The 26,905-nt window shown below is 39.4% G+C and carries 15 protein-coding genes, 1 tRNA gene and 1 pseudogene; all 17 read right to left on the bottom strand.

The genetic code is table 11. The features are described 5' to 3' along the window. Positions 1-120: 120 nt before the first annotated feature. Positions 121-906: an ABC transporter permease gene (locus tag ACWPV5_RS02215; RefSeq protein ID WP_055356855.1), complete on the bottom strand. Its 786-nt coding sequence runs from the start codon at positions 904-906 to the stop codon at positions 121-123. 1 nt (position 907) lies between these two features. Next, positions 908-1,726: an ABC transporter permease gene (locus tag ACWPV5_RS02210; RefSeq protein WP_219967521.1), complete on the bottom strand. Its 819-nt coding sequence runs from the start codon at positions 1,724-1,726 to the stop codon at positions 908-910. Position 1,727: 1 nt separating this feature from the next. Continuing rightward, complete coding sequence (locus ACWPV5_RS02205; protein WP_001240787.1) at positions 1,728-2,720, bottom strand: ABC transporter ATP-binding protein; 993 nt, start codon at positions 2,718-2,720, stop codon at positions 1,728-1,730. A 285-nt stretch (positions 2,721-3,005) separates the two neighbouring features. After that, entirely contained in the window at positions 3,006-3,887 is an 882-nt protein-coding gene (locus tag ACWPV5_RS02200) for a class II fructose-bisphosphate aldolase (RefSeq protein ID WP_033684898.1), read from the bottom strand. A 146-nt stretch (positions 3,888-4,033) separates the two neighbouring features. Further along, positions 4,034-5,356, bottom strand: a complete 1,323-nt coding sequence (vncS, locus tag ACWPV5_RS02195) for a sensor histidine kinase (RefSeq protein ID WP_219967522.1) — start codon at positions 5,354-5,356, stop codon at positions 4,034-4,036. Next, positions 5,353-6,009 (bottom strand): response regulator transcription factor VncR, encoded by a 657-nt coding sequence (gene vncR, locus ACWPV5_RS02190; protein WP_101782736.1) that lies wholly within the window; start codon positions 6,007-6,009, stop codon positions 5,353-5,355. Before vncR ends, vncS begins: the two co-directional genes overlap by 4 nt. 159 nt (positions 6,010-6,168) lie before the next feature. Beyond that, entirely contained in the window at positions 6,169-8,571 is a 2,403-nt protein-coding gene (locus tag ACWPV5_RS02185) for a LysM peptidoglycan-binding domain-containing protein (protein WP_454382094.1), read from the bottom strand. 356 nt (positions 8,572-8,927) lie between these two features. After that, positions 8,928-10,307: an ABC transporter permease subunit Vex3 gene (gene vex3 / locus ACWPV5_RS02180; RefSeq protein ID WP_454382093.1), complete on the bottom strand. Its 1,380-nt coding sequence runs from the start codon at positions 10,305-10,307 to the stop codon at positions 8,928-8,930. A gap of 50 nt (positions 10,308-10,357) precedes the next feature. Continuing rightward, the gene (gene vex2 / locus ACWPV5_RS02175) at positions 10,358-11,005 is read right to left on the bottom strand and encodes an ABC transporter ATP-binding subunit Vex2 (RefSeq protein WP_000173751.1); all 648 of its coding nucleotides are present in this window, start codon (positions 11,003-11,005) and stop codon (positions 10,358-10,360) included. A gap of 12 nt (positions 11,006-11,017) precedes the next feature. After that, entirely contained in the window at positions 11,018-12,295 is a 1,278-nt protein-coding gene (locus ACWPV5_RS02170) for an ABC transporter permease (RefSeq protein WP_454382092.1), read from the bottom strand. 167 nt (positions 12,296-12,462) lie between these two features. Continuing rightward, the gene (locus ACWPV5_RS02165; protein WP_454382091.1) at positions 12,463-13,749 is read right to left on the bottom strand and encodes an LPXTG cell wall anchor domain-containing protein; all 1,287 of its coding nucleotides are present in this window, start codon (positions 13,747-13,749) and stop codon (positions 12,463-12,465) included. A 38-nt stretch (positions 13,750-13,787) separates the two neighbouring features. Beyond that, positions 13,788-23,807 (bottom strand): YSIRK-type signal peptide-containing protein, encoded by a 10,020-nt coding sequence (locus ACWPV5_RS02160; RefSeq protein ID WP_454382090.1) that lies wholly within the window; start codon positions 23,805-23,807, stop codon positions 13,788-13,790. A 348-nt stretch (positions 23,808-24,155) separates the two neighbouring features. After that, positions 24,156-24,269, bottom strand: a pseudogene (locus tag ACWPV5_RS02155) (Rpn family recombination-promoting nuclease/putative transposase); the annotation flags it as partial. Between the two features lie 4 nt (positions 24,270-24,273). After that, positions 24,274-25,185, bottom strand: a complete 912-nt coding sequence (locus ACWPV5_RS02150; protein ID WP_454382089.1) for an Rpn family recombination-promoting nuclease/putative transposase — start codon at positions 25,183-25,185, stop codon at positions 24,274-24,276. A 186-nt stretch (positions 25,186-25,371) separates the two neighbouring features. After that, positions 25,372-25,457 (bottom strand) — tRNA-Leu (locus ACWPV5_RS02145). A gap of 80 nt (positions 25,458-25,537) precedes the next feature. Beyond that, on the bottom strand, positions 25,538-26,113 hold the full coding sequence (locus ACWPV5_RS02140; protein WP_454382088.1) for a cysteine hydrolase family protein: 576 nt from the start codon (positions 26,111-26,113) through the stop codon (positions 25,538-25,540). After that, the gene (gene codY, locus ACWPV5_RS02135) at positions 26,113-26,901 is read right to left on the bottom strand and encodes a GTP-sensing pleiotropic transcriptional regulator CodY (RefSeq protein ID WP_000940738.1); all 789 of its coding nucleotides are present in this window, start codon (positions 26,899-26,901) and stop codon (positions 26,113-26,115) included. The genes ACWPV5_RS02140 and codY overlap by 1 nt, the downstream gene beginning before the upstream one ends. Between the last annotated feature and the right edge of the window lie 4 nt (positions 26,902-26,905).

The raw sequence follows: 26,905 nt of genomic DNA, 5'->3' as shown, positions 1-26,905 counted from the left end.
AGAGTATGAGCTAAATCGGCGATTACACTTACAATATAGCACTCTGAGAACAGATGTCAAGGAATTTTCATCTTTATTAGAAAAAGCCTGTCCTGAGACAAGGCTTTGATAACATCTATGCTAAGAACCCGCACTTTCGTAGGCATCTAAACCACTATCCCAAAGTTTAAGGGAAATGACAAAGAAAACCATAGAAATCAACATCAAACCTCCGATGTTAAAGATTACATCCTTGTCCTGCAAAAAATAGCTGGCAGGATAGTAGGCTGTAAAGGCGAAAGGCACGATAAAGCTAATCAACCATCGAAGAAGCGAATTGTAAATGGAAATCGGATACTTGGCAAAATCATTAAACATATAAAAAATGTAAATCATGGCGCCTGACTGCTTGGTCCAAAAAGCGATGCTGGCTGTCGCGATTTTCAAGGAAGTATAAATCAAGGTCGCAAAAGGAATACAAACTAGGAAAAGCAAGAATTTTGGAAGAGTCCAAGCAATGCTTGATACTGTTGTCGCTAGTAAAATTCCACCGACCAAGAGTTCTCCCAAGGCATCAATCTGAAAAGTCTCAACTAGGATATGAAAAAGAGGATTGATGGGACGCGTCAGGTACTTATCAAATTCTCCTTTTCGCACCAAGCGCTGTCCTAGAGCCCAAAGATTGTCAAAAAAGAGATGGTCAAATCCCTTAGGAATCAAGGAAAAGCCATAGATAAAGGCAATCTCTTGAAAGGTCCAACCTTCTAGGGATGGAATATGTTGAAAGATGACATTGAGAAACAAGAGGTTCAAGCCTTGGGTCAGAAAAACTCCCAGGACACCAACTACAAAATCCACCTTGTATTCCATGATCTGTTTGATGTATTGTCTGATAAAAATCAGATGCATGCGTTGATATTTTTTCATACTACCCTCCTTGAATGGTGATAAATGACTGGACTCGTTTCCAAATCAACTGAGACAAGCCTACCATCACTAAGAGCCAGAAAAACTGCAAAGCGAGCGCCTGAATCATCTGACTGGCATCGTATTTCCCAACGATAATCATGACCGGAGTGTAAATCAAGGATGAAAAAGGCAAGAAGGACAGAATATCTGAAACAACCTTTGGAAAGAAAGCCAAGGGAATCAAACTTCCAGACATAAAGGCCACTATGGAAGTCTTGAGGAGATTGGAACCCCAAAGATTTTTAAACACAAAGGCAGAAAATCCAAAGCAAATATTAAAGAAAAAGTTAATCAGATAGGCCAGCGTTAAGCTAAAAAGATAAAGGACAGTTAATCCCAGCACTTCTACAATCCCTTGCCCAGATACGATTTTCATCAAAACAATGACACTTAAAAATGGAAGGCCAACGCTGATAAAAATCAACCACTTGGAACCAAGCTCAGTGAAAAGATAAGAGGCCGCAAAATGCACTGGTCTCAGTAAGCGCATGATAATGGAACCATCCTTGACCTCCTCCCCAATCATAAAAGAAGAATCTGACCTAGTAAGAAGATTGGTCACAAAACTCATAATGATGTAGAGGGTGATATCCGCCATACTGAAGCCCTGAATTAAAGACTCCTGGGAGGAATCAAAGACTGCCTTCCAGAGATAAAAGGCTACAAAAGCCCCCATGACATCCCCAATCCGATAGAGAATAAAGTTGACTCGATAGGTAATCAACTCCTGAACACCTGCATTGATAAAGGGTTTATAACGTCTCCACAATTTGACCATCTTAGAGCTCCTTTCGGTAGAAGCGGCGGATAATATCCTCGATATCTGTATCCACCATTTTCAAATCGCGGATTTCAAAATCAGACAGGGTTTGCTTAATAATATCAGCTGATTGGTAGCGAGAACTATCAAACTCAATGTTGAGGCTATTCCCCTGTCTATCAATTGTCATATCCGAAAAGCCTTCATAGTGAGAAAGGAGATGACTTTGACCTGGTAGCAGTTCAAAGGAGAGAGTCTTCATCTTACCAAATGTTTCCTTGAGCTGGCTCACCGTTCCATCAAAAATCTCTTGCCCCTTATCAATCATAAAAATCCGATCACATAGCTGCTCAATATCACTTAAGTCATGGGTGGTCAAGAGAATGGTCGTCTCTTCCTCCTGATTGATCTGAGTAATAGCCCGACGAATATTGTCCTTGACCGAAACGTCCAAACCAATGGTCGGCTCATCTAAAAAGAGAACCTTGGGATTGTGAAGTAAGGAAGCCGCAATATCAGCCCGCATCCGTTGCCCCAGTGAAAGAGTCCGCACGGGATCCTTGATAAAGTCCTTCAAATCCAAGACTTCATTCAAAAAGTCCATTCGCTTATGAAAGAGCGAGTCTGGCACATCGTAAATCTCCTTCAAGACCGTGTAGGTCTCTTGTAAAGCCAAATCCCACCATAGCTGGGTGCGTTGTCCGAAAACGACTCCAATATCCTTGACATAATCTTGGCGATTGTCCTGGGGAATCTTGCCATTAATCCGACAAAAACCAGATGTCGGTTTCAAAATCCCTGTCAGCATTTTGATGGTTGTCGACTTTCCAGCACCATTTGCCCCGATAAATCCTAAAATCTGCCCTTTTGGAACTTCAAAAGTCAAATCTTTGACCGCTTCAAAGGTCTGCTTTTCAGGATGAATAAAGGAACGTAAAGCCCCCTTCAATCCCGGTTCCTTAACAGTCTTCACAAAATTTTTCTGAAGATGTTCCACTTCTATCATTGCCATATCTATCTCCCTATCGCAAGGAATAGCAACATTGTATTTTTGACTACAAATATTCTAAATCCTTACTTTCTACACCTTCTACATTTTATTGCTACAGAAGGCTTTATACCAACCTATTATAGTCCAATAAAAACTAGAATGCAAGCGTTTGCTTAAAGTTTATGAAATTGAAAATTTTTCTCATAAAATGATATTTTTAATCCAATATTCTGGCTTAATAGTTCCCTTAAAACACCAAAAAACCCACCCAATAGGCAGGTTTCTATTCTGTATTATTCAGCTAGATTATGCTTTACCTTCTGAACCGAATACATCGATACGTTCTTCAACTGATGCTTGGATAGCTTTTACACCGTCAGCCAAGAATTTACGTGGGTCGAAGAGTTTTTTCTTGTCGTATTCTGCTTCGTTTGCTTCGTAGTCACGAGCAAATTTACGAGTTGCGTTAGCAAATGCGATTTGGCATTCTGTGTTAACGTTAACTTTCGCAACACCAAGTTTGATAGCTTCTTGGATTTGCTCATCAGGAATACCTGAACCACCGTGCAATACGATTGGGAATCCTGGAACAGCTTCAGTCAATTTTTGCAAGTGATCAAGGTGAAGACCTTTCCAGTTTTCTGGGTAAGGACCGTGGATGTTACCGATACCAGCTGCCAAGAAGTCGATACCAGTTTCAACCATTGCTTTAGCGTCTTCGATTGGAGCCAATTCACCATCACCGATGATTCCGTCTTCTTCACCACCGATAGTACCAACTTCAGCTTCTACTGATACACCATTTGCATGAGCAAATTCTACAACTTTACGAGCTTTTTCAAGGTTTTCTTCAACTGGAAGGTGTGAACCATCAAACATAACTGAAGTATAACCAACTCGGATACACTCAAGTGCATCTTCGTAGTGACCGTGGTCAAGGTGGATAGCTACTGGTACAGTGATACCCATTGATTCAACAAGGTTAGCGATCAAGTTGCGAGCAACTTTGTAACCACCCATGTATTTAGCAGCACCCATTGAAGTTTGGATCAAAACTGGAGCTTTTTTAGCTTCTGCTGCGCGCAAGATAGCTTGAGTCCACTCAAGGTTGTTTGTGTTAAATCCACCAACTGCATAACCGTTGTCACGAGCTGCTTGGACAAATTTTTCTGCTGAAACGATTGCCATTTTATCAGGCCTCCTGTATATTTTTATGGGTCATCCCATTTACATTGTTCATTTTATCACTTTTTGACAAAAAAATCTAGTTTTTCCCGCAGTTTCGATTGAATTTCTTCTAGCTTCATCTATGTAAACCCTTTCTCTGCCTAGCCTTAGGCAACTTTTGGAAAAGCTATAAAGAAGGTTAAGCGATTCTCTTGCATTTCAAAACGATAGGGTAATTTTTCATGTTCCAGTAGACTCTTGACCACAAAGAGCCCCATCCCCGAACCCTTGGCCTTGCGACTAGCATTATCAGAAAAAGACTGGGCCAGTTTTTCCTGTTCTTCTGGGCTACAGCTATTCTCGATAAAAAGTTCCCCTTCTCTCTCTCCGATGCGGACCAAGCCACCTGGAACAGAATGCTTGATAGCATTGCTGATGAGGTTAGAAAGAATCAATTTCATCACAGATGGATTTAGATAAGCCTGCTGGTGGTTCAAACTATTGTCAATCTGAAGTTCTCTCTCCTTGGCTAGCAAGGCATAATCCTTAACCAGAATTTGCGTCATCTGGAGTAAATCAATTGTTTCCCTATCATCTCGTAATTCCTGCACAGAAGAGAGGGAAAGTATCTGGAGAACATGGTGATTGAGCTCATCCACAATCCCCAAAGCAACTCCAAGATAGTGATCTCTATCCTTATAACGACCGATATTCTCTTTCATATTTTCGATTAGGATTTTCAAACTGGCCAGCGGTGTTTTCAGTTCATGAGAAGCCCCTCGTAGGAACTCAACCTTCATCTTTTCCAGCTGGAGAATGGCTTCATTCTTGTCATGCAAGTCCGCAATAACAGTCAAAAGGTGCTGATAAAGGCTATTGATTTGTTCCTTGAGATCCCCAATCTCATCCTTGGAATCCACGCGCAATCGTACTTGGGCATCCAAATCCATCATCCGACGGGTCACCCACTTGATTTCCAAAATCGGGGCAACAATGGTCCGAGCATATATATAAGCCACCAAAAGGGAAATTAGAAAGGATGCCAACAAGGTATAGGGCAAAAATTGAAGACTAATCTGCTCAGCCTCCTTTTGCAAGTCCATGGACGCTAGAAACTGAAGAGTCATGGTACTTCCGTCTTGCGTTTTCACCTCACGCTCCTCGATAAAGAGGGAGGTAGTTTGACGTTCCGTGTCCAGAGGAAGACTGTCCTTGACCTCCAACTTGTCCTCGGTCATCTCCCCCTTGACAGCCCCCTTGATCTCACTGGTTTGGGAATACAGGTCTAGGACTTGCTCGATACTCTGCCTATCCTTTCCTTCTAGGGACTGGGCAATAGCTGTCGCTTTCTGACCAATGGTTTCCTGACGGTGGCTCAGATAAGTCGAGGGAAAGAGAAAATAAATGGCTAAATGAAGACAGACGACTAGAAGACTAAAAATCGAGAAGGTATAGATAAATATCTTTGCAAATAAACCTGTTCGTTTCATTTTCGCTCCAATTTATAACCAACATTGCGCACAGTGAGGATGCAGTCCAAATCTAGCTTTTTCCGCAGTTCCTTGATATAGACATCAATGACACGGTCAAAGGGAACCTCATCTGTCGCCTTCCAGACCGCATCGATAATCTGAGACCGAGTCAAGGCCCGGCCTTCATTTTTTACCAAATAATCCAAAATTTCCAACTCTTTGGCATTGATGGCGACTTCTTGACCTGCGAGGCTTGCACTATAGCTCTCAAAATCCACCTTGGCATCCTTATAGGAGAAGACTCGTCCCTTATCATAATAGCGCTTGAAAATCGCGTCCACCCTTACTTTTAAGAGGGAGAGGGAGAAGGGTTTTTCCAGATAGCCATCCGCCAGAGAAGCAAAAGCACTCATCTTGTATTCCTCATCCTGAAAAGCTGTCAACATCAAGACAGGAACCTGACTGATTTTACGAATCTCAGATAGGACTTCTAGACCATTGAGCTTGGGCATCTGGATATCCAGTAAAACCAAGGCTACTTCATAGTTGGAAAATTTTTCTAAGGCTTCTTGACCGTCTGCTGCCTCAATGGTTTCATAACCGCAATCCGTCAAATAGTCACTGACTCCCTCACGGATCATCTCTTCATCTTCTACAATTAAAATTTTCATACTTTAACTGCTCTCTTTTTTATTTTTCTTATAATAAATACCTACTCTATTTATTATAGCCTCTTATTGGTCTTTTGTCTTTAAGAAACTTGCTACTAGATAAAACAAAGAGAGCCTATCGCTCTCTCTGCTCACATTTCACTCCCTATGGAAGGAAGGTTATTTGGTTGCTTTTGAAAATGTTACAACGTAGTTATAATCTTTCCCATTAGCTTGATAGACATAGTCCTCTTTGAAAGTGTAGCCGCGTTTGCTCAACTCTTCTCTCTTAGCTTCAACTTGGCTCTTTGCCGCTGCTTTCACCTGTTCAGGTGTTAAACCTTCCGCGATTTCAAGAGAAGTTCCATCAATATCTCCTAGGAAACCTGCAATATCTTTCATTTTATCAAAGTTATAAAATACATTTACTTTGACCTTTTGAGGAGCTGGCTGTTCCAGACTTCTACGATTTCTGCTAGCACGTGGTTGAACTGCTGGAGCCATTCTGAAACCTGTGGTTCCTACCGGTTGCGTTTTGGCTTCTTTTGTGAATTCTATAACATAATCATAGTTATCTCCACCCTCAACGATTTGATCCAAGTCTGTTTTTGACGTAACTGTAAAGCCTTGTTTTTTCAGTTTCTCAATTTGAGCTTTTGTTTTTTCTTCAATAGCTCGTTTTAAGTCTTCTTTAGATACATCTCCGGAGACAGTAAGCATATTTTCACCACCTAATTCTCCTAATGCTCCAGCTATATCTTTAAGGGCTTTTAAATTATAATAGATATTTATTTGTTTTGTTTTATTTGATAAATCTCTTTTCACAACTTTTTTAGCTCTTACTTGAACTTCTGGTGCAATTCTGAAACCTGTAGTTCCTGTTTTCTCTTTAGTGAAAGTTACTACGTAGTCATAATGAGTTGCGTCTGCTTGATCAATACCTACAAAATATTCATCAGCAATCTTGTATCCTTTTCTTTCAAGTTCTGCTTTCTTCTTATCTATTCTTGCTTTTAAAATAGATTTCAAAGCATCACCAGAGACATCTTTTGGTATGTCAACTTCATTTTTACCACCTAAATCATCAAAGAATCCAGGAATATCTTTCATACCATCAAAATTATAATAAATAGAAACTTTATTTTGAGGTTCATCTACACTTCTTGCACGACGTGTTACACGTGGTTGATACACTGGTGCATTTCTAAAAGCTGTATTTTCTGGTGTACTATTTCCATGCCCAATAACATTGTTATCTCCAATATGTGTTCCTGCTGGTCCGTTTCCAGATAATCCTGAATTTGTGTAATCTGGTTTACCTTGGTCAACTCCAGGAGTATTAATCTTAGCTAAGTCATCTGAATAATTGTCCACTACAGCCGCTTGATCTTCCGTAGTTTTTGCTTGTTTCATTGCTTCTTTAGCTTTTTTTGTATATTCTTCTACATTTAATTTAGCAGCTTCTTTTTCACTAGATGATAGACTACTCGACTCAATTTCTTCTAATTTAATATTTTTACGTGACTCTAACTCGGAGTCATTTTCCTCTAGACCTTTTTCAACATCATCTTTTGGTTCAGTTGGATTGTTCTGATTATTTGAATCCGCTGGAGTGTCTTCTGTTGTGCCTGAACCTGCTGGTTGGTTTTCCGCTGGTTGCGATGGAGTTGGTTGTTCTGTTGCTCCTGGCGCTGCTGGTTGGTCTTCCACAGGTTGCGCTGGAGTTGGGGTTTCTGTTGCTCCTGGCGCTGCTGGTTGATCTTCTACCGGTTTCGCTGGAGTTGGGGTTTCTGTTGCTCCTGGCGCTGCTGGTTGATCTTCTACCGGTTTCGCTGGAGTTGGGGTTTCTGTTGCTCCTGACGCTGGAGTTTCTTCAGCTGGTTGCGCTGGAGTTGGGGTTTCTGTTGCTCCTGGCGCTGCTGGTTGGTCTTCCACAGGTTGCGCTGGAGTTGGGGTTTCTGTTGTTCCTGGCGCTGGAGTCGTTGGCTCTTCCGCTTTTGGCGCTGGTGTTACTGGAGTCTCTTCTTTCGGTGCCGGTGTCGATGGCTCTTCTGCTTTTGGCGTTGTTCCTGCTGCTGGTGTTTCCACAACTACTGGTGTCGTTTGTTTAACAGTAGTAGTTTGCTCTCCAGTTACAGTATCTGTCTTTGTTTCAACTTCATAACTTTGACAGCTACCAGAATTATCAATCGACACTCGCTGTCTTTTTACTTCTGTATTTCCATCTTTTAGAAAAGCCTCTTCGCTAAAATACAATTTATTATTAGCAAAAATCAAATCTCTATTTGCAATACGATTTATCTCAACCAAACTATCAACAGATAGTCCTGTTGCTCCACTAATAGCACTCAGTGTATCTCCCCACTTAATTGTGTAGTGTGACAAATTGTCTATATTTTGAATATCAGCTTTTACTTCTGCAACTGTTCTGGCTATCCAAACACCATCTTGTTCATTAGCTGATACAGTTGGAGCTAAAAAGCCCAGCCCCAATAAAATCACACCTGTCGCAACAATTGCACCAGTTCTTAATTTTCTAAAGCCACGTAGGGATAATGTCCCTCTAACATTTGTTTGTCTCATAATGTTTATTTTTCCTCACTAATCTATATTTTCCAAAGTAGACCCTGCCTAGGTCTACTAGCCTATGTTTGCGATATGGGCAGGCTTCTACAGATTTATCTATCTATTTTCAAGATAAGATTTCTATAGATTTTTATGCACAATTCCATATATAAGTTGTGAAATTCCTTTCTAATAAATTCCATAGCTTTAGTATATCATATTTAAACACTAAAGTACAAAGAAAGCGATTGAAAGCAATGATTTTCACCACTGCTTTCGGCTCTATTTTGTATTGTTAAATATCCATTCTCTATCCACCATTCTGGAATAGAAAAACAAGATGTAGTTTTTATTCCAGAATAATTTTTTCAGACTTATTCACCATCAAGTAAGAGTTCTTTTGGTTGTTTTCTAAGGAGATTGCTTGAAGCAAGCGCCATAACGAGAACCACTAGAACCAAGGCAAGGACAAAAACAATGATAAAATCTGATGTCTGAATAGAAATATCTAGGCTCGACAAGGTCTTGCTAAAGCCATCTACTTCTGCACCACCACCAAGGTTAGAAGCTTGAGCCGCCTTGCTAGCCTGTTTGGCAACACCTGAAGAGACATTGGCAAGGACAGTATTTCCGATTGCACGGGCAGTGTAATTAGCTAGGAAGTAAGCAGAAACAAGAGCAGGGATGGCAATCAAGATAGATTCAGCGATGAATTGTCCCAAGATACTTGCCTGCTTGAGACCGATAGAGAGGAGAATTCCCACTTCCTTGCGACGAGCGTTGATCCAAAGGCTGAGTAAGAGGGCAAGGAGAAGAACTGAGAAACTCAAGCTACCCCAGAAGAGGAGGTTGGCCATCTTGTACATACCAGAGATGGATTGCTCAAGAGCTGGATAGTTAGAGGAGCTCTTAACTAAAGTATAGCTCTTCCAGTTGATACCACTGATGCCATTCAACTCTTTCATAACATCATCCAAGTTCTTGTCCGCTGTTACAAAGAAGGTTGCGTCCCCATAAATAGCTGTGTCTTCTGTGTATCCATAAAGTTTTGCAGCAGTGTGAATGTCTGTGATAGCTGTATTTTCATAGAGTTCTTGTGAGTAGGTTACTGCCGACTTATTGTGACCATCAAAGAGTCCCTTGATTGTCACTTCGACTGTTTCCTTGGCCCCTTTTTCATTGTCTGCATCATAGACATTGGAGTCCAGTTTAACCTTATCTCCTACTTTCCAGCCGTGTTTGGCTGCCAAGTCCTTGTGCAGGAGGATCTTGTCCTTGTCGTCGTTTGTTAGATGCTCACCTTCGACCAGCTTATAAGAACCAGAGACAAACTTGTCTTCTTTGGAAGAGTCATTGACACCAGTGATCATTAAGCTGCTTCCAAAATGTTTAGCACGGTCAGGTGTCAGATTTTTCTTGGTATCTGGCGTTTCGATGAGTTCATATCCAGTCAAATCTCCAATGGCATTAATGCGTTTAACATAAGACTCAATGGCCTTGTTTTCGGTGATCTTTTTGATATCTTCACCCTTGATATTCCCAGCACCACGAGGTGTTCCTTGATTGACGCGACGATTGATTTGCATGGAGAAGCTATTGGTGATATTTTTAAATGTCTCCTGAGAAGCCTTGGCAGTAGCTCCCTTGATCGACAAGCCGACCAAACTCAAGCTCGCCATGAGGAGAATAATCAGGAAGATGACAATTGATTTGAAAAACTTCCTTGTAACATAGGCAAATGCGTTGTGTAACATAGGTTCCCTTTCTAGATTTTGTTTTATAATTCTATCAAAATAAGCTCGTATTATTTCGTAGTATTGCGAGTTTCAGTCAGTTTCTTATCCTTCAACTCAAGTGTAATATCTGATGCTTGTGCTACTTCTTTACTGTGAGTTACGACGATGACACATTTACCTGTTTTCTGGGCAAGTGATTTGAGCAGTTCGACAATATCTCCAGCAGTTTTAGGGTCCAGATTTCCAGTTGGCTCATCCGCTAGAATAACTGGAGCTTCTGAGACCAAACTACGAGCAATAGCAACACGTTGTTGTTGACCACCTGATAACTGGAGAACATTCCGCTTGATCTGACTTTCATCTAAACCAAGCTCAAGCAGTGTATCCTTGCTTGCCTTTTTGTTGACCAAGCGGATATTTTCCAGTGGAGAAAGATAATCTATCAAGTTATAATTTTGAAAGACCAGGGAAATATGGTGCATGCGATGGTAAGAATAGCCCTTCTTACGAATATCCTCTCCTTGAAAAAGGATAGAACCTTCAACAGGACTATCTAGACCAGCAAGTAGGGACAAGAGTGTGGATTTTCCTGCTCCTGACTCACCAATAATACTGTAAAATTTCCCAGGTTCAAAATTATAATTGATCTGATATAGGACTGCTTCAGCAGTGTTCTTATAACGGTAGGTAACATCTTGTAATTGTAATAAAGTCATGATTTCTCCTTCTTAACTAATAGATGATAAAATTTCCTTAGGCGATTTTCTAAATAAGAATAGGAAACAAAGGGCTACAGATAAGCAACTAAGCAGAACTAGAAAAACATAGGATTCTGCAAAAGATAGGATGCTGGTTGATAAACTGCTTGCTTTGGCTAGTGTATCTTGTAAGATTGCCTGATCTCCACTTGCTAGTAGAGTTTGGAGTAGGTAAGATGTGATAGTATTTCCTGCAACAAATGCTGGAAGCAAAGCACCGAGAGATACCAAAACTACCTCTAAACAGAACTGTAGGAAGATCGAGCTCTTGCCTTTTCCAAGTGCCAGTAAAATCCCCACTTCGTAGACCCTTTCCCTCAACCAGAGAGACAAGACTAAAATCAAGGCGCCTGCTCCAGCTATCATCATCCCATAAAGGAAGATGGTGAGGAAGGTTTGGAAGGTTGCCACTGAGTCTTTGATTTGTTCAAAGGCCTTGTTCTCCTTCTCAACTTGGTAACCTTGACTTTCCAAGGCCAAGATTTCCACCTGCTTCATGAGTCCGTCCATTTCCTTAGGATTTTCTACATAGAAGCGCACTGCACTGACTTGAGCTTCACTATTACCCAAAAGGCTTTGGCTACTTTCATAGTCTGTAAAGACCTGGTTTTCACTGAAGTCTGAAGACAAGCCTGTGAATTTCTCTTGTTTTTTACCAGAAAAAATTCCGATAATCTCAAACTCTACTGTTTGCCCTTTTCCAGCTTCTGACTGACCAGCATCCAAGCCAATCTTGTCATGAAGCGAAAGACCGTTCTTCTTAGCCAACTCTTCGTGGATGAGGATTTTCTTGGAATCCCCTTTTTCAAGGTGTCGGCCTTCTTTTAGATTGAAAGCCGAACTAGTAAAGGTTACATCCTTGGATGAATCCTCAAGAGCTGTTAAGCTAACCAAGTTCTTGTCTGCAGCTGACAAATCATCACGTTCTACGCTCTGCTCACCAGTCACTACTTCCTTGTCTTTCAGTTTTGCGACCGTCTCAAGTTCAGGAGAGACATTTTCCAGTCCCTTAATCTTGCTCACAAATGCTAGGTCAGACAACTTGAAGGTCTGTCCGTTTTCTATTTTTTTAATAGAAAAAGACGTATTGAGTGATTTATAAAGATTGCTTTCCACTGTTTTGTTGGACTTCATCAGAATCAAACAGGCTGAAATTCCGCCTAATAGGACAAATAAAATCAGAAATAAAATAAAACTTCTCAGTCGTTTTCTGCTGACATAAGCCCAAGCTCTTTGTATTGGATTCATTTGTCACCTCCATATTTGTAAGACTATTATAAAACCCAAATATGAAATGTTTATGAAATACGCAAAAAGAACTAGAATTCTCACAAATGAGTGATTTTTCTAGTTCTTTTTTATTTACAAAGACTTTATGCAGGGAAAGCTACTAAGGATCAGATGAGATCATCTATTTAAGCTTCCTCTTCATCGTCTTTTTTCTTTTTGGCAAATAGCAAACCAAATGCGCCAAGAAGAGATAGAAGTCCTAATGCACCGTTCGCACGGTCTTCTTGTGTACCAGTATTTGGCAATACTGCTTGCGGTTGAGAAACTGATGAATCAGTTTCTGACACTTCATTCGGCAATTGAGCAGGTACTTCAACTGTTTGACTTGCTTGTTCAGCCGGTTGAGTAGTTGGCACCTCAGCAGGGGTAGCAGTATCCGGTCTAGGATTTGTATCGTCAGATGGTGTAGCTGGTCTTTGTTGACCGTCACCTGTTGGTCTAACTGGACTCACTTTTCTGAAGACGTGAGTTACAACATCACCTTTAGTTTCTGTTCTTACAAATACATAACCTTCAATTTCACCATGTTCAAACGCTTCATTGGCTTCACCTAATACCGTTGGAGCCTTAGCATCCGCAGGTTTCAACTCATTACCATTTTCATCAACCCATTTAGTGATGAATAATGTTGGATGTTCAGCTACTGGTGGAAGAATTAAGTTGCCATTTTCGTCTACTCCTGTTGTACCGATTGGATCTGTGTACTCTGGAAGTTCTAGTACTGGTGGAAGAATCGTTGTTACTTCTTCACCAGAAAGCTCATGACTGATATTTGTCTTAGGATCAGTGATTATTACTTTACCTGTTGGTTCAACAACTACTGTTTTACCTGGATTTGCTTTTTCCACTGATTCTTTAACTTTATCTTGTTCGTCTTTGCTTAGATTATTCACATCTTTGACTGGTACTTTCTCAGTTGGGGTCACTGGGGTGAAGTCTTGGTTCACTAAATCGCTTCCTGGAATTGTGTGTGTAATTCCTGTATTTGGATCTTTCAACATTGCTGTTCCGTCGGCTCCTACTGTGACTTCCTTACCTGGGTTCTTAGCTTGAACTTTTTCTTTGACTTTGTCTTTTTCGGCTTGAGTCAATTCTCCAGCTTTCTTCACTGGTACTTTCTCAGTCGGTGTCACTGGGGTGAAGTCTTGGTTCACTAACTCTGTTCCTGGAATTGTATGACTGATTCCTGTGGTTGGATCTGTCACCGTCGCTGTTCCGTCGGCTCCTACTGTGACTTCTTTACCTGGGTTCTTAGCTTGAACTTTTTCTTTGACTTTGTCTTTTTCGGCTTGAGTCAATTCTCCAGCTTTCTTCACTGATACTTTCTCAGTTGGGGTCACTGGGGTGAAGTCTTGGTTTACTAACTCTGTTCCTGGAATTGTGTGTGTAATTCCTGTATTCGGATCTTTCAACGTTGCGGTTCCGTCGGCTCCTACTGTGACTTCCTTACCTAGGTTCTTAGCTTGAACTTTTCTTTGACTTTGTCTTTTTCGGCTTGAGTCAATTCTCCAGCTTTCTTCACTGGTACTTTCTCAGTCGGTGTCACTGGGGTGAAGTCTTGGTTCACTAACTCTGTTCCTGGAATTGTATGACTGATTCCTATGGTTGGATCTGTCACTGTTGCGGTTCCGTCGGCTCCTACTGTGACTTCTTTACCTGGGTTCTTAGCTTGAACTTTTTCTTTGACTTTGTCTTTTTCGGCTTGAGTCAATTCTCCAGCTTTCTTCACTGGTACTTTCTCAGTCGGTGTCACTGGGGTGAAGTCTTGGTTCACTAACTCTGTTCCTGGAATTGTATGACTGATTCCTGTGGTTGGATCTGTCACTGTTGCGGTTCCGTCGGCTCCTACTGTGACTTCCTTACCTGGGTTCTTAGCTTGAACTTTTTCTTTGACTTTGTCTTTTTCGACTTGAGTCAATTCTCCAGCTTTCTTCACTGGTACTTTCTCAGTCGGTGTCACTGGGGTGAAGTCTTTTACTGTTAAGTCTTTCACTGGGATGAGTACTGAATCGCCAGTTGTCTTATCCGTTACAGTAACATTGCCCTTATCATCCGCCTTAACATCGCTAGTTGGATTAGATTTTTTAACTTTTTCTACCAATTTTTCTATTTCTTTTGATGTTAAATGTTCTGGATCTGGAACTACGAGTGGTAGTGGAATCTCAACTTCAAACTCTTTTGCAGGTTCACCTTTAGCGCTAGTAAGTTGCGCTGGCGTTGTTTGTCCGGATACGCTCGCTGGTTTGTGTCCTGGTTCATTGATGCTGACACTTCCTGCCGTTGCTGTGTCTGGTAACTTCGTATTTGGAATCTTGAACGTTCCATTTTCTCCTACTGTGAAGGTGTCGTTGTCAATTCCTGGTACTTTAACTGTCGTTCCTGTTGCGTAAGTGCCGCCATTCGCTTTACTTACGGTTACCGTCACTTCACCGGTTGTTGGATCTTGCTCGAACTTAATCGTTGCTGTGTCTCCATCTTTCAACTGCGCTGGCGTTGTTTGTCCGGATACGCTCGCTGGTTTGTGTCCTGGTTCATTGATGCTGACACTTCCTGCCGTTGCTGTGTCTGGTAACTTCGTATTTGGAATCTTGAACGTTCCATTTTCTCCTACTGTGAAGGTGTCGTTGTCAATTCCTGGTACTTTAACTGTCGTTCCTGTTGCGTAAGTGCCGCCATTCGCTTTACTTACGGTTACCGTCACTTCACCGGTTGTTGGATCTTGCTCGAACTTAATCGTTGCTGTGTCTCCATCTTTCAACTGCGCTGGCGTTGTTTGTCCGGATACGCTCGCTGGTTTGTGTCCTGGTTCATTGATGCTGACACTTCCTGCCGTTGCTGTGTCTGGTAACTTCGTATTTGGAATCTTGAACGTTCCATTTTCTCCTACTGTGAAGGTGTCGTTGTCAATTCCTGGTACTTTAACTGTCGTTCCTGTTGCGTAAGTGCCGCCATTCGCTTTACTTACGGTTACCGTCACTTCACCGGTTGTTGGATCTTGCTCGAACTTAATCGTTGCTGTGTCTCCATCTTTCAACTGCGCTGGCGTTGTTTGTCCGGATACGCTCGCTGGTTTGTGTCCTGGTTCATTGATGCTGACACTTCCTGCCGTTGCTGTGTCTGGTAACTTCGTATTTGGAATCTTGAACGTTCCATTTTCTCCTACTGTGAAGGTGTCGTTGTCAATTCCTGGTACTTTAACTGTCGTTCCTGTTGCGTAAGTGCCGCCATTCGCTTTACTTACGGTTACCGTCACTTCACCGGTTGTTGGATCTTGCTCGAACTTAATCGTTGCTGTGTCTCCATCTTTCAACTGCGCTGGAACTTCTACGGCATTTCCGTCTTTTGGTAGTTTGTTTTCTTCTGTAACTGTTCCTTTATTTGTTGTTTTTTGTGCTGGTAAATCATTATTAGTTAGAATTACTTTTCCATTATTAATAACTTTTTCACCATCAACTCCTGGTAATGTCACTTTTGTTCCGTTTGGATAATTATAATTACCTTCCCCAACAACTGTTATCTCAACTGATCCAGTCTCAGGATTTTGTTTACCGACAGTGAATATTGGTACTTTACTTTCTTCTAGTGTTACTTCTTTTGCATCACTGCTATCTGAGTAGTTATCTATTTCTGTAGTTTCATTAGATTTTACTTTTGCTGTAACTGTTCCTACTGGAATTGGAGTTGATACATGAATTGTTGCTTTTCCTTCCGAATTTACTTTTCCGCTACCAATTTCATGATTATTCTTATCATATAAGATTGCTGTTAGATCAGTCCCTTTACTTGGATCTACCGTTACTTCTACATCAACTGGTGTATTTAAATTGGCTTTACCTTTTAAATTAGTTTGAATGATAGGTTTAGCAGGTTTTTGTACAATCGGTTTCCATAGCGTTAATACATTTGGTTGTCCATCTCCATTTATATAATTATATTTAACAACTCCATCATTGCTGACTTCTAATTTTGTTAAATCTATCAATGGATGTGCTTCTCTAATTGCATCTTTTACCTTTAGTATTTCTTCAGAACTTAAATATTCCAGATCAGCAACCGGAGTTTTCTTAACAGTATTAAACCCTACTACAGTTTCAGTTGCTACAGAACTAACAACATTATTCTTATGACTCTCTATATAAGTTTTAACAACCTCTCCTACATGGAATTTATCATCGTTTGCTAATGCAAATTCTAAATCTTCTCCATTTCCTGTCAGCCTATATTTTGCATCACTAGCATTAAATCCTGTAGCTGTTTTTGTGAATACTACTTCGCGATTATTATGGTTTACATATATCTTATCTCCAACCTCAACTTTATTATTTGTTATGATTGGTACACTATTTTCTCCCTCGCGTGGGCTATTGCTAATCGTCATCGGATTTACTTCTAGCAACGGAACTTTCACTTCTTTTGTTGAAGTATCATCATAAGTTAACTGAACTGTGACAACTTTTTTCCCTTTCTCAGTTGTAATACTACCTTCATTCAATATTGCTTTATTATTTGGTACAGGCTCTCCTGTAGGATAGCTAATATGATTAATAACTTCTCCACGTTGTTCTGCGGGTACTTTATCTCTTTCAGATTCATTTTTTGGCATTTTAATAGAAACTTCACCAATTTCTGGATGTGAAAGATTTGCTTTAGTTGTTGTTAATGGTACTCTTACTTCTTCACTTGAACCATCTGGATAAGCTACAGTAGCTGTCACATAGTATCCTGCCGTATCTTTTTGTACACTACGATTCGTTACTGTTAATTGTAATTCAGGTGTATTTTTATCTATCTTCACTGTGCCCTTTTCAGCTGTAAATTTGAGTTTATTTTTTAGTGAAGCTATATCTTCTTCTGACAAGCTTGCCCCTGAAGCAGTAATATCTTTACTAATCAATTGTTTTTCCACTGTTGGCACATATTTTGTTGCTTGAGTAAGAACCTTAAATACTACACGTGTTGGATTCGATGATGTATCACTTTGATTTCTTAACTCATTACCTGAAGCATCCGTTGCTACAGCATATCTTGTTACTATTGGGAATCCATTAGTCCAATTAGCTCCATTATTTGTTTTGTCAAGAACACCTGTAATCATAACATCTCTTGGTGAAGCTTTTTCTGTATTAGGTGTTCTAGTAAACTTCTCTGAATATGTCAATCCATAAGCTAATTCGTTTCCTTTATTATTTTTTTCTGAAAGTCTTGCTTCAATCAACTTTCCAGACTCGTCAGTGAATGTTCCTAATTTGAAATTGTTGCTTTCTGTTGGAGTTACATAAACTATACGCTCTCCATTCTCATCCACCGTTGTATTAGTTTCATCAAATGTAAATTTAGGTAGTACTCTCTCTCCTGCAAGCGTTGTTTTAGTATTTAAATTACTTTCTACGCTATCCGTTGTTACAGCTTTTGCTGTTATTTCTGCATTATCTTTAATTTCACGATCTTTAATTGTAACAGTACCTAAAGCATGATCAATTTCTACACCATCTGTTGGTTGTCCGCTTAGCGTCCATCTATCATTTACTTTTGTAGCTGTTACCGTTTGATTCGTAGGATTATCTTTATTTGCATTCGTATATTTGAATTCAAATTTATTAACTTGAGCCTCTTTTACAGGAGTTATTATAACATCCCCATTAGTTTGCGCTTCGATTCTTGGAGCAGTTGGTCTCACCTTAACTGTTACATTAATCGTCTTAGATGGTCTTACTTGCGTTGCTCCTGGTTGTGCATCATTGCCTGATTGAGATACTGGTAATATTGCTTTTACTTTATAAGTTCTTACTCCCGGTGTATTTGTATCTGTGCTACCTACCCATTCGTAAGTTGTTCCTTCTGGCAACGGATCTGAGCCATCAACTTTTTTGACTGCAGCCTCAGCTTGATTAACAGTTAGAGCCGCTCCTTTATCTACTGTAACTCCATTACTATCAGTAATATCAAACACTTTATGAACAACTCGCTCTGTATATTCTAGATTACCTGTTGTGGTTGGACGATTTGTATTTCTACTATAGTCATACTTACCACCAAATTTATAATTCGTAGTTCCTACCGGATCTTTTGCAAGAGCTTCTGTAAATTTATCTCCAGGTTGAGCCACATTATCACTTGCTTTATAAATCCAAGTCATTCCATCAGGAATAGTTCCTCCATTATGATAGTATACAGATGAACCTCCACTACGTGCTGTATCTGGATTTTTAAAATCATAAAGTTTACGAGCAATTGGGAATGTATTTAAAACTTTATAAGTTAAAGTAACTTTTTGAGTTCTATTTTCTCCGAAATTAACAGTCGCTTCTACCGTTTTTGTCTCTTCTTTTCCATTTCTTATACTGTTAGTTTCGAGAGCAGCTGTGACAGTTGCACCTTGTGGTAAATCTTGAAGCGTATTACCCTCTCGAACTTGAATAAATGTCTTCAAGTCACCTGCAGAAATACTTTCCCCATGTACAACATTAATTGTCTGACGTGCAACTAGGTTATATCCAACTCTAAAGAAACCAAGACTTTGACCATCGCTATTATCTCCGTGACTCTTATTACCAGAAGCATCTGTTGTTTTTGCAACAACTTCATAAGTCATTGGATTCACTTCGTTTTTCAAGCTTGCAATAACATCTGCTTTTTCTACACCATTTTCTACAATAAGTTTTTTAGTGCTGCCATTTTTAACCCAAATATTCAACTTGCTACGAACAGTATTACTAGTATCATTTGTCACATCATCTTTGTCGTAGTTATCTGTTACTTTGGCTAGGTTCTTGAATGATGTATTTTCAGCTAAACGATTTGCTTGATCACTTGTAGTTGATAAATTATTCGTAGTCGAACGAGTTACATCTGGCTTAGTTGGATCAACAGGTACAAAGTACACATTGATAACGTTGGTATTATTTTCTTTTGTATTGCCACGATCTTGTAATAACTGATCATTTGTATATTTCGGCATTAGATATAATTGTTGTTTTACAATTAGTGACGTACCATTTGCCTTTTTAACAACATTATTGAAAGTGATAGCCTGTGCACCATTTGCAGCAGAAATTGTATCACTACCTAAAGTAGTTCCTACAATATTTCCATTATTGATATCTTTTCTGTTAACTGCCACAAGTTTATTAGCTGTATTATCAACTTGTACATTTCCTCCATAATTCGATGGATCAACTATATCTAGCATATTAACGCTACTATTGTTGTGATAGAAATACTCTGTTCTTCCATCACGGCGATAATTATCTCTGTTGCCTTCTCCATTAGCTTTATCAGTACCATGTACTACTGCTAATGAAGGTTGTCCAGTAGCTTTATTAGTTTTTGGAGTTGCTGTAAGTTTTTTCAAAATGTCGTTTGTGTTAATGATAGCATTCCTATCACCTGCTGTTGCATCAAATTTATAAATTAAACTCTTACCATCTGCACTCCATTCAAATCCAGGATCTGTTGGACGTATTTTACCATTAGTACCACTAGGGAATGAAATATCATAATCATCACGAATATGTGCAAATCTTGTAACCACACCTGTCTTAGGATCAATTTGCAGTTCTGCCACTTTGTTATCTCTTACAACCGCTGTGATTAAACCTGTTGCTGAAATATTAATATCATTAACACTCTTACCTTGTAGTACACCATTTTTATTTGCTTCCAAGATTGCATGTTTAATCGCATTTTTTTCAGCTTCTGATAGTACACCGTTTCTATTCAAATCTTGTACTTGTACGATTTTTTTACCTTCAGCTAGATTATTAAGCGCAACTCTTCCAGTTACCGTAGCTCTATTACTATTATTCGAATTTACTGTATAAGAATTTGAATTTCCTACTACTTTTACAACTGCATGAACTGGTTGCTCTTCTGTCAAATCTGCAGAAAAATCTCTAGCAGAAAACGTTGTTGAACCATTTCTCTCTGAAACAATCTTACTAGCTACTTTTCTGTCACCTTGATAAAGTTCAACCGTTACACTTGCTCCATTTTGAAGTTGTGAATCAGTAGGAAGACCACTTACAGTTACATCTGGTCTTCTCCCTGCTGTACCATAGAATTGTGCATCCGTTAATGTTGGAGCATTTGGACGAACGTTAAATTCAATCGTCCTTTCCAAGTAACCTCTTCTTGCTACTGGGCTAATATCACCTGTTAGATCATTTGGGTTCGTTGGTAATTCTTTAGCCCTAGGATCATCAGGGAAATACGCTCTAGCCTTAACAGAGTGTTTACCAATCTTATCAAAAGAAACTGTTTCACTAAGATTTTTACCGTTTAAATAACGGAATTTCATGTCACTAGGGAAATAACTATCATTATGAACATTTTCTCCATCTGTTGTTCTTAAATAATTATTCGGATCTACACTATTTTCACCCAAACCTAAGACATCCGCACGAGTAGTAGCATTAACTTCTGTACCTCTATTTTCAAATTCTAAATCAACTACACGAACTTTAAACTTAACAAGTTTTTTGTTTCCATTCTCTACATTTCCATTTGAATCATCGGATACTTTTAATGTTACAATCCTTGTTCCAAGATCTGCATTAGCTGCTACTCTACCGCGAACTGTATATTCGCCTTGTGCTTTTTCAGTCTTACCAGTTTCTGAAATGTTTACATTTTGATTTGCATTAATATCTTTATTGAACCATACTCCACGAGGAATACCATTATTATTTACATAACTGATGTTTACCTTACCTGTTGTTGCATTGTCATAGTATTTCAATGGTAATTCTAAAACTGCACCACGATATACGGTCACCATAGGAAGGTTATTTTCATTATCTGATAATTCTGCCTCTTTATTTCCATCCGTTCTGTTAATTAATTTCACTGTAGGGGGAACACCGTCTGTTGCAGTTCTAACATTAGAAACTTCAGACTCTATACGAGTATGTAATTTTCCTGCATAGTCTCTGTATGCTTTATTTATATCTACAACTGTTTTAACAACATAATCTCCTTCTTCTAAAACTTTTGGAGCATTATGTTCATCTTTGACAACAAAATCAACTTCACCTTTTGAATCTGCCACCCCAGACGCTACTTTGGTAAGAGTATCTCCCACCTTTCGATAAAGTTCCATCGTCACACCTTGCGTACCACCAGTTGCTTTAATCGTTACATTTTTCTTTCCAGCAGCTTGACTTAAATCACTTGCTAAAGTCGGTTTAGTAGGCGTTACAATAAATCTTACTTTTTTTGTTGCTACAGACCCATCATCAAAAGTCCACTTCCATGTATATTCAAAATCCCCAGGTCTATCCGCACCTCTTGTTCCCATCTCACGTTTTGTAATTTCTGTTCCATCAGATCGGTACATTCTATGATTTTTATTGAAACCTTTACCATTAGCCTCAGCAAGAATATTTTCTGAAGTTTTACCACCTTCAGATTTAAAATAATAATAGTTGTTCGCATCGAAGTCACTTCTATGCGCAGTATCATATCCGTAAGTTAAGAGTTTATCCGTTCGTTCAGGATGCCTATCCCAATTCTCATTATATGCCCTTAATTGATTATTATACTCCCCTTGTTTTACGATATAGGCAGGATAAGTAATAGTAGGTGTGTATTGATCCGCATAAGTATTTTCATATTTAGTTTTAGCCGACCATTGATTCGCAATAAAACGAACGGTTACTGTTGGATTATCTGGTTCATCCCTTCTATCACCTTTCATCCCTACTGCATAGACTAATTTTCTAAGATCTGTTTCTCCCTTAGTTTCAAATGACAGATGATAAGATGTTCTATTCGAATCTTGCTCAAAATAATACATATCGCCATTATTATTATAAATCACATTAACCTTTTCACCTTGTAATCTTTTACCTTCTGCATTATTGTCAAGAAGTTTAAATTTATATGGATTATTCCCATTTGGTCCACCTTCGGTAGCCAATTTTTTTAAATCCTGAGAATAATACTTCTTACTAGGTGTATTATTCCCTGCTTTATTTATTCCTGATGCTTTTGTAGTTCCTTTTGTTACATATCTAAGTCCCGCTTGTTTAAGTGCTGATTCTATTTTCCCATCATTCGGCGAAATAGCATGATTCCCCTCGCTATTAGACCAAGATATATTCACCGTTGTCGGATCAACATTCGCTCCCTTTGGAACAGTGAACCAACCTACTGTATCACTCAAGTCATATTTAGCCCTGTTAATATAAATGTCCCATCTAAATCCATCTCTAGTAGGAGTAACGTCGGCATAAATAAAATCTCTACCTTTTTCTACAGGTTTTTCAACACCATCACTGATTACCCCTGATTGTCTACTACTATAAAACACATAAGTATATCTATCATATGGTGAAACTCCTTTTTTACCATCTTCGAAATAGTATTCTCTACTATTTTCATAAGTATTCGATCCTTCACGAGTCGAACGCGCTGTTCTAGTCCGTCCTCTATTTCTACTAGGTAATTCTTCATCGCTACTACGCGGTTGAGAATTTATCATTTCATCTACGGAAGCTTGACTAGATTTATCCTTAAGTACACTTTCGATAATCTCACGAGATTTCTTAAGATTGAGAACAGCAGCTTCAAAGTCCTCTTGACTAATAGTTTCTCCTCGGCTAAATACCTCATTAAATTTATCATAAGCTTCTTTTGTTGCTTGAATCTTAGATTGATCTGCCCCAGCTTTTTCAAGAGTTTTATAAATAAATTCTAACTCATCTTTTAATTTGTAAACTCCATCACCTTCATTAGTATAGGTCGGTAATTCTTTCTTAACTTTCCCTTCTTTTACTATATACGATTCCTCAGATACAGTAATCGTTTTACTTTCGGTACCTGCAGATAATTCCGTGCTCTTTTTATTCAAAACAGCAGTTCTTTTATCTTCTACTATTTTATCTTTGACAGCCGGAGTATTTTTCTCATTATCTTTATCAGATATAGAATCCTGCTTAGAATTCAAGCTATTATCTTCTACTTCTTTTCCATTCTCTTTAGACTGGAGCTGACGTACCTGCTCTGTCATAGCTTGAACTCGACCCACTAAGGTTGCAACTGCTTCTTCAGATGTATTTTCATCTCCAAGCAAACGTTTGCTTTCGTCAGTTAATTGAGAAATCTGACTAGCTAGACTTGACAACTTCCCATTATCTATCTTAGCAATCTCTGCTTGAAGGTCACTAAGAGCCTGATTAAGAGCAGACTTGTCCACCGATTTCTTAGCAATTGCCTCTTTCTCAGACCCTACTTCCTGTGATTTTTCTGAATGTCCCTCTGTAGGTGGAACTCCCTCGGTCAAACCAGTAACAGCAACCCCCACTTTTTCAGTATTGGCTGTTGCAGGAGAGACGGGCATATCCGCTTTAGCTACTCCATTCGCAAAAAAGATGAGCGCTGCAATCGCCACACTCGCAGCACCAAAATGGTACTTTCTTATAGAATAACGGTAAAGTTTTTCACCATTATCGTCACGCTTTTTACCAAACATAAGCATATCCTTTCATTGTTTCAACTGATTAGCTAAATAGCTTTGAAACATAACTTCTCAATAATATATTAACACTTTTACAATTCGAAATCAAGCATTTACATAAAGTTTATTCAAAACAAAAATACGACAACAATCGTGTTTATGGGTATTTTTCAAGAATTATATATATATATATATATGCAAGTGTTATTATACTTATATCTCGAATATCTAAACTATAAAATTTAATATAAATAAAAAACAGATCTTACCTTTTGCTTCGGAAAAATCTGTCATTATTTTATTTTAAATGGTAGACTGCCTATCCTTACTTTTTATAGACAGCGGATTGATGAAAGCTTATTACTGGGTAAAGGGTTTATTCCCGAAAAACTCCAACCACGGCTTGAGAACGCTATCCTTGCTGGTTTCTCTGTATTTTTTAGTTCCAAGAACGTTATTTTGACCATTATTGGTTATGACTTTACAACAAGGCCTCAAACTCAGCGACAGTCATACCCAATTGATGGCTGGCAACTTCAGAAGTCAGGAGACCTTGACGGACTAGATTTACTAACATAGTGAAACTTCCTTCAACTTTCCCACGCTCCAGTCCCTGTTCAATACCACGTTCCAATCCTCTTTCTTCAGCTTGTTCCAAGGCATAGTCCTGTGCTAACAAGGCTTGTTCTTCTCGCATACGTAGTTGACTAAACATCTTCCTGTCCTCCTCAGACCAGCTCTTGTAGTCTAGCAGTTGGTCTGCTTGGCTGATGGCTCGCTCGGGTTCCTGGGTAAAGGGTTTATTCCCGAAAAACTCCAACCATGGCTTGCGAACCTTGTCTTTGCTGGTTTCTCTATATTTTTTTAATTCCAAGAATGCCATCTTGACTATATGGTGTTCCTGTCCATTGTTTGTGATAGTTAAGACCTCACCTGTCGTATCCTCTTGCATGCTAAAGCTATGAAAAGCTAGGTCATCTGAGAAATAATTGCTATCCACAATAGCGATTGCGTAAACTGGTGCGATGTGTTTGTAACTCTGGTGTGTATCACCTTCTCGTTGACGAATTTTTTCTAGGTTTTGATTGACCTGACTGCATAGGTAAGCCCACAGGCGATTGATGAAAAAATTCTGATGATGCACCTGAATCTCAATAATTACCTGAGTGCCATTATCCAACTCTGCCAAAACATCTATACTGGTATAGAAATCCTGCGCCGAGTACGGTGTAGTGGGCAAGACATGAATGTTACTTCCCTCCAAAATGGTCACAGTTTTTGCTGGTAAATCCAGCATATCGCGAATAAATTGACAAGTGATTTCTGGATTGCTAAAGATTTTCTTAGCAACCAAATCATTGGTCGGGCTAATGCCCGGATGACGTAAAGTCATATTTCTTCTCCTTTCATTATACCATAGTTTTAAATCTAGGTTCACTAGATTCTATGGCTCTATCTATTTATTCGGAAAAAGTAGAGAGAATTAGGAGAAATTTATCTGAAAGCGATGGACGCCCACCATAGATATTATAAGCCCAATAAAAAACAAAAGAGCTAGCCTCAGCTAACTCTTATCCTATGCGGAGAGAGGGACTTGAACCCTCACGACCTAAAGCGGTCACAGGATCCTTAGTCCTGCGCGTCTGCCAATTCCGCCATCCCCGCGTCGATTACTTTACTAGTATATCAACTTTTGGGATGCTTGTCAACACTTTTTTTCAAATTTTTTCATTTCATCAACCAAATTACTCTGAAATTTCATTTAGATTTTCATCTACCAACTTAGATCCAAGTGTATTTTTGAAATGACCTAGGGCAAATTGGTGATTTTCAGGCCAGATGGAAGCAACAGCTGGTTTAACAATCTCGATATCATATCCTAGATTATAGGCATCTATAGCTGTATGCAGGACACAAATATCCGTCAAGACTCCTGTTAAGATAACTGTAGAAATTCGACGCTCTCTCAAGCGGATATCCAGATCAGTCCCTGAAAAAGCTGAGTAATGGCGTTTATCCATCCAAAAGACACGACTGTCTGAACCATGCTCTTGATAAAAGTTCCCCAAATCTCCATATAAATTGCGTCCACTAGTCCCAATCAAATTGTGAGGAGGAAATAGCTTGCTTTCTGGATGGAAACAATCGTTTTCTTCGTGAGCATCTATTGTAAAAAAGATGTAATCTCCGCGTTCAAAAGCTAACCGAGTCACCTTGCTGATGGCATCCGAAATCGCCTGAGCTGGAGCACCAGCTGTCAGCTTCCCACTATCAGCAACAAAATCTTCTGTATAATCAATCGAAATCAAAGCCTTAGTCATTAGTAATCTCTTTTCTTCACTTCTTCAAAAATATCTGAAATCAAGACCTTAAGATAGGTTCCCTTCATTCCAAGTGAGCGACTTTCAATAATCCCTGCAGACTCAAGTTTACGAAGGGCATTGACAATCACAGAACGGGTGATTCCGATACGGTCTGCAATCACAGACGCAGTCAACTGCCCTTCATTTCCATTTAATTCCCCTAAAATTGCTGAAACAGCACGGAGTTCGGAGTAAGAAAGGGTATTAACCGCCATGGTAACAGCAGTACGACGGCGAATATTTTTCTCATCTTCTTCACGTTGGAAATTAAGGAGTTGAATCCCAACAACGGTACTCGCAATCTCAACAAGAATCAAGTCCTCGTCTTCGAATTTTTTATCATTGCGCCAAATAATCAAAGAGCCAAGGCGAATCCCTGATACATGAATCGGTGCAATAGTCGTCAAACCATCTGGAAAGTCGGCACGACTTTCCACAGGGAAAATACTCAAATCATGATCAACTGTCAGATTGGCTTCTGTATCGTAGATCATATTCGCACCTTGAATGTAGTCATCTGGGAAAATCTTAGTTTGGAAGAACTGCTCTACACGATCTGTATTGGTTTTGTAACGCATGAAATAACCAAGGAGACGTCCCTTGCTATTGACGATACAGGCGTTACAATCAATAATATCTGCCAATTGACGGGTAATCGCATTGTAGGGAAGTTCTTCCTGCAACTGCTCCTCTGAGCGCTTCAGGATAGAAGTAATTTTTCTAGTTTTTTCTAATAAATGTGCCATTTTT

The organism is Streptococcus sp. Marseille-Q7156 (assembly GCF_965119495.1).
The sequence above is the reverse complement of the archived record's forward strand: the minus strand, read 5'-3'. Positions and strand labels throughout refer to the sequence as shown.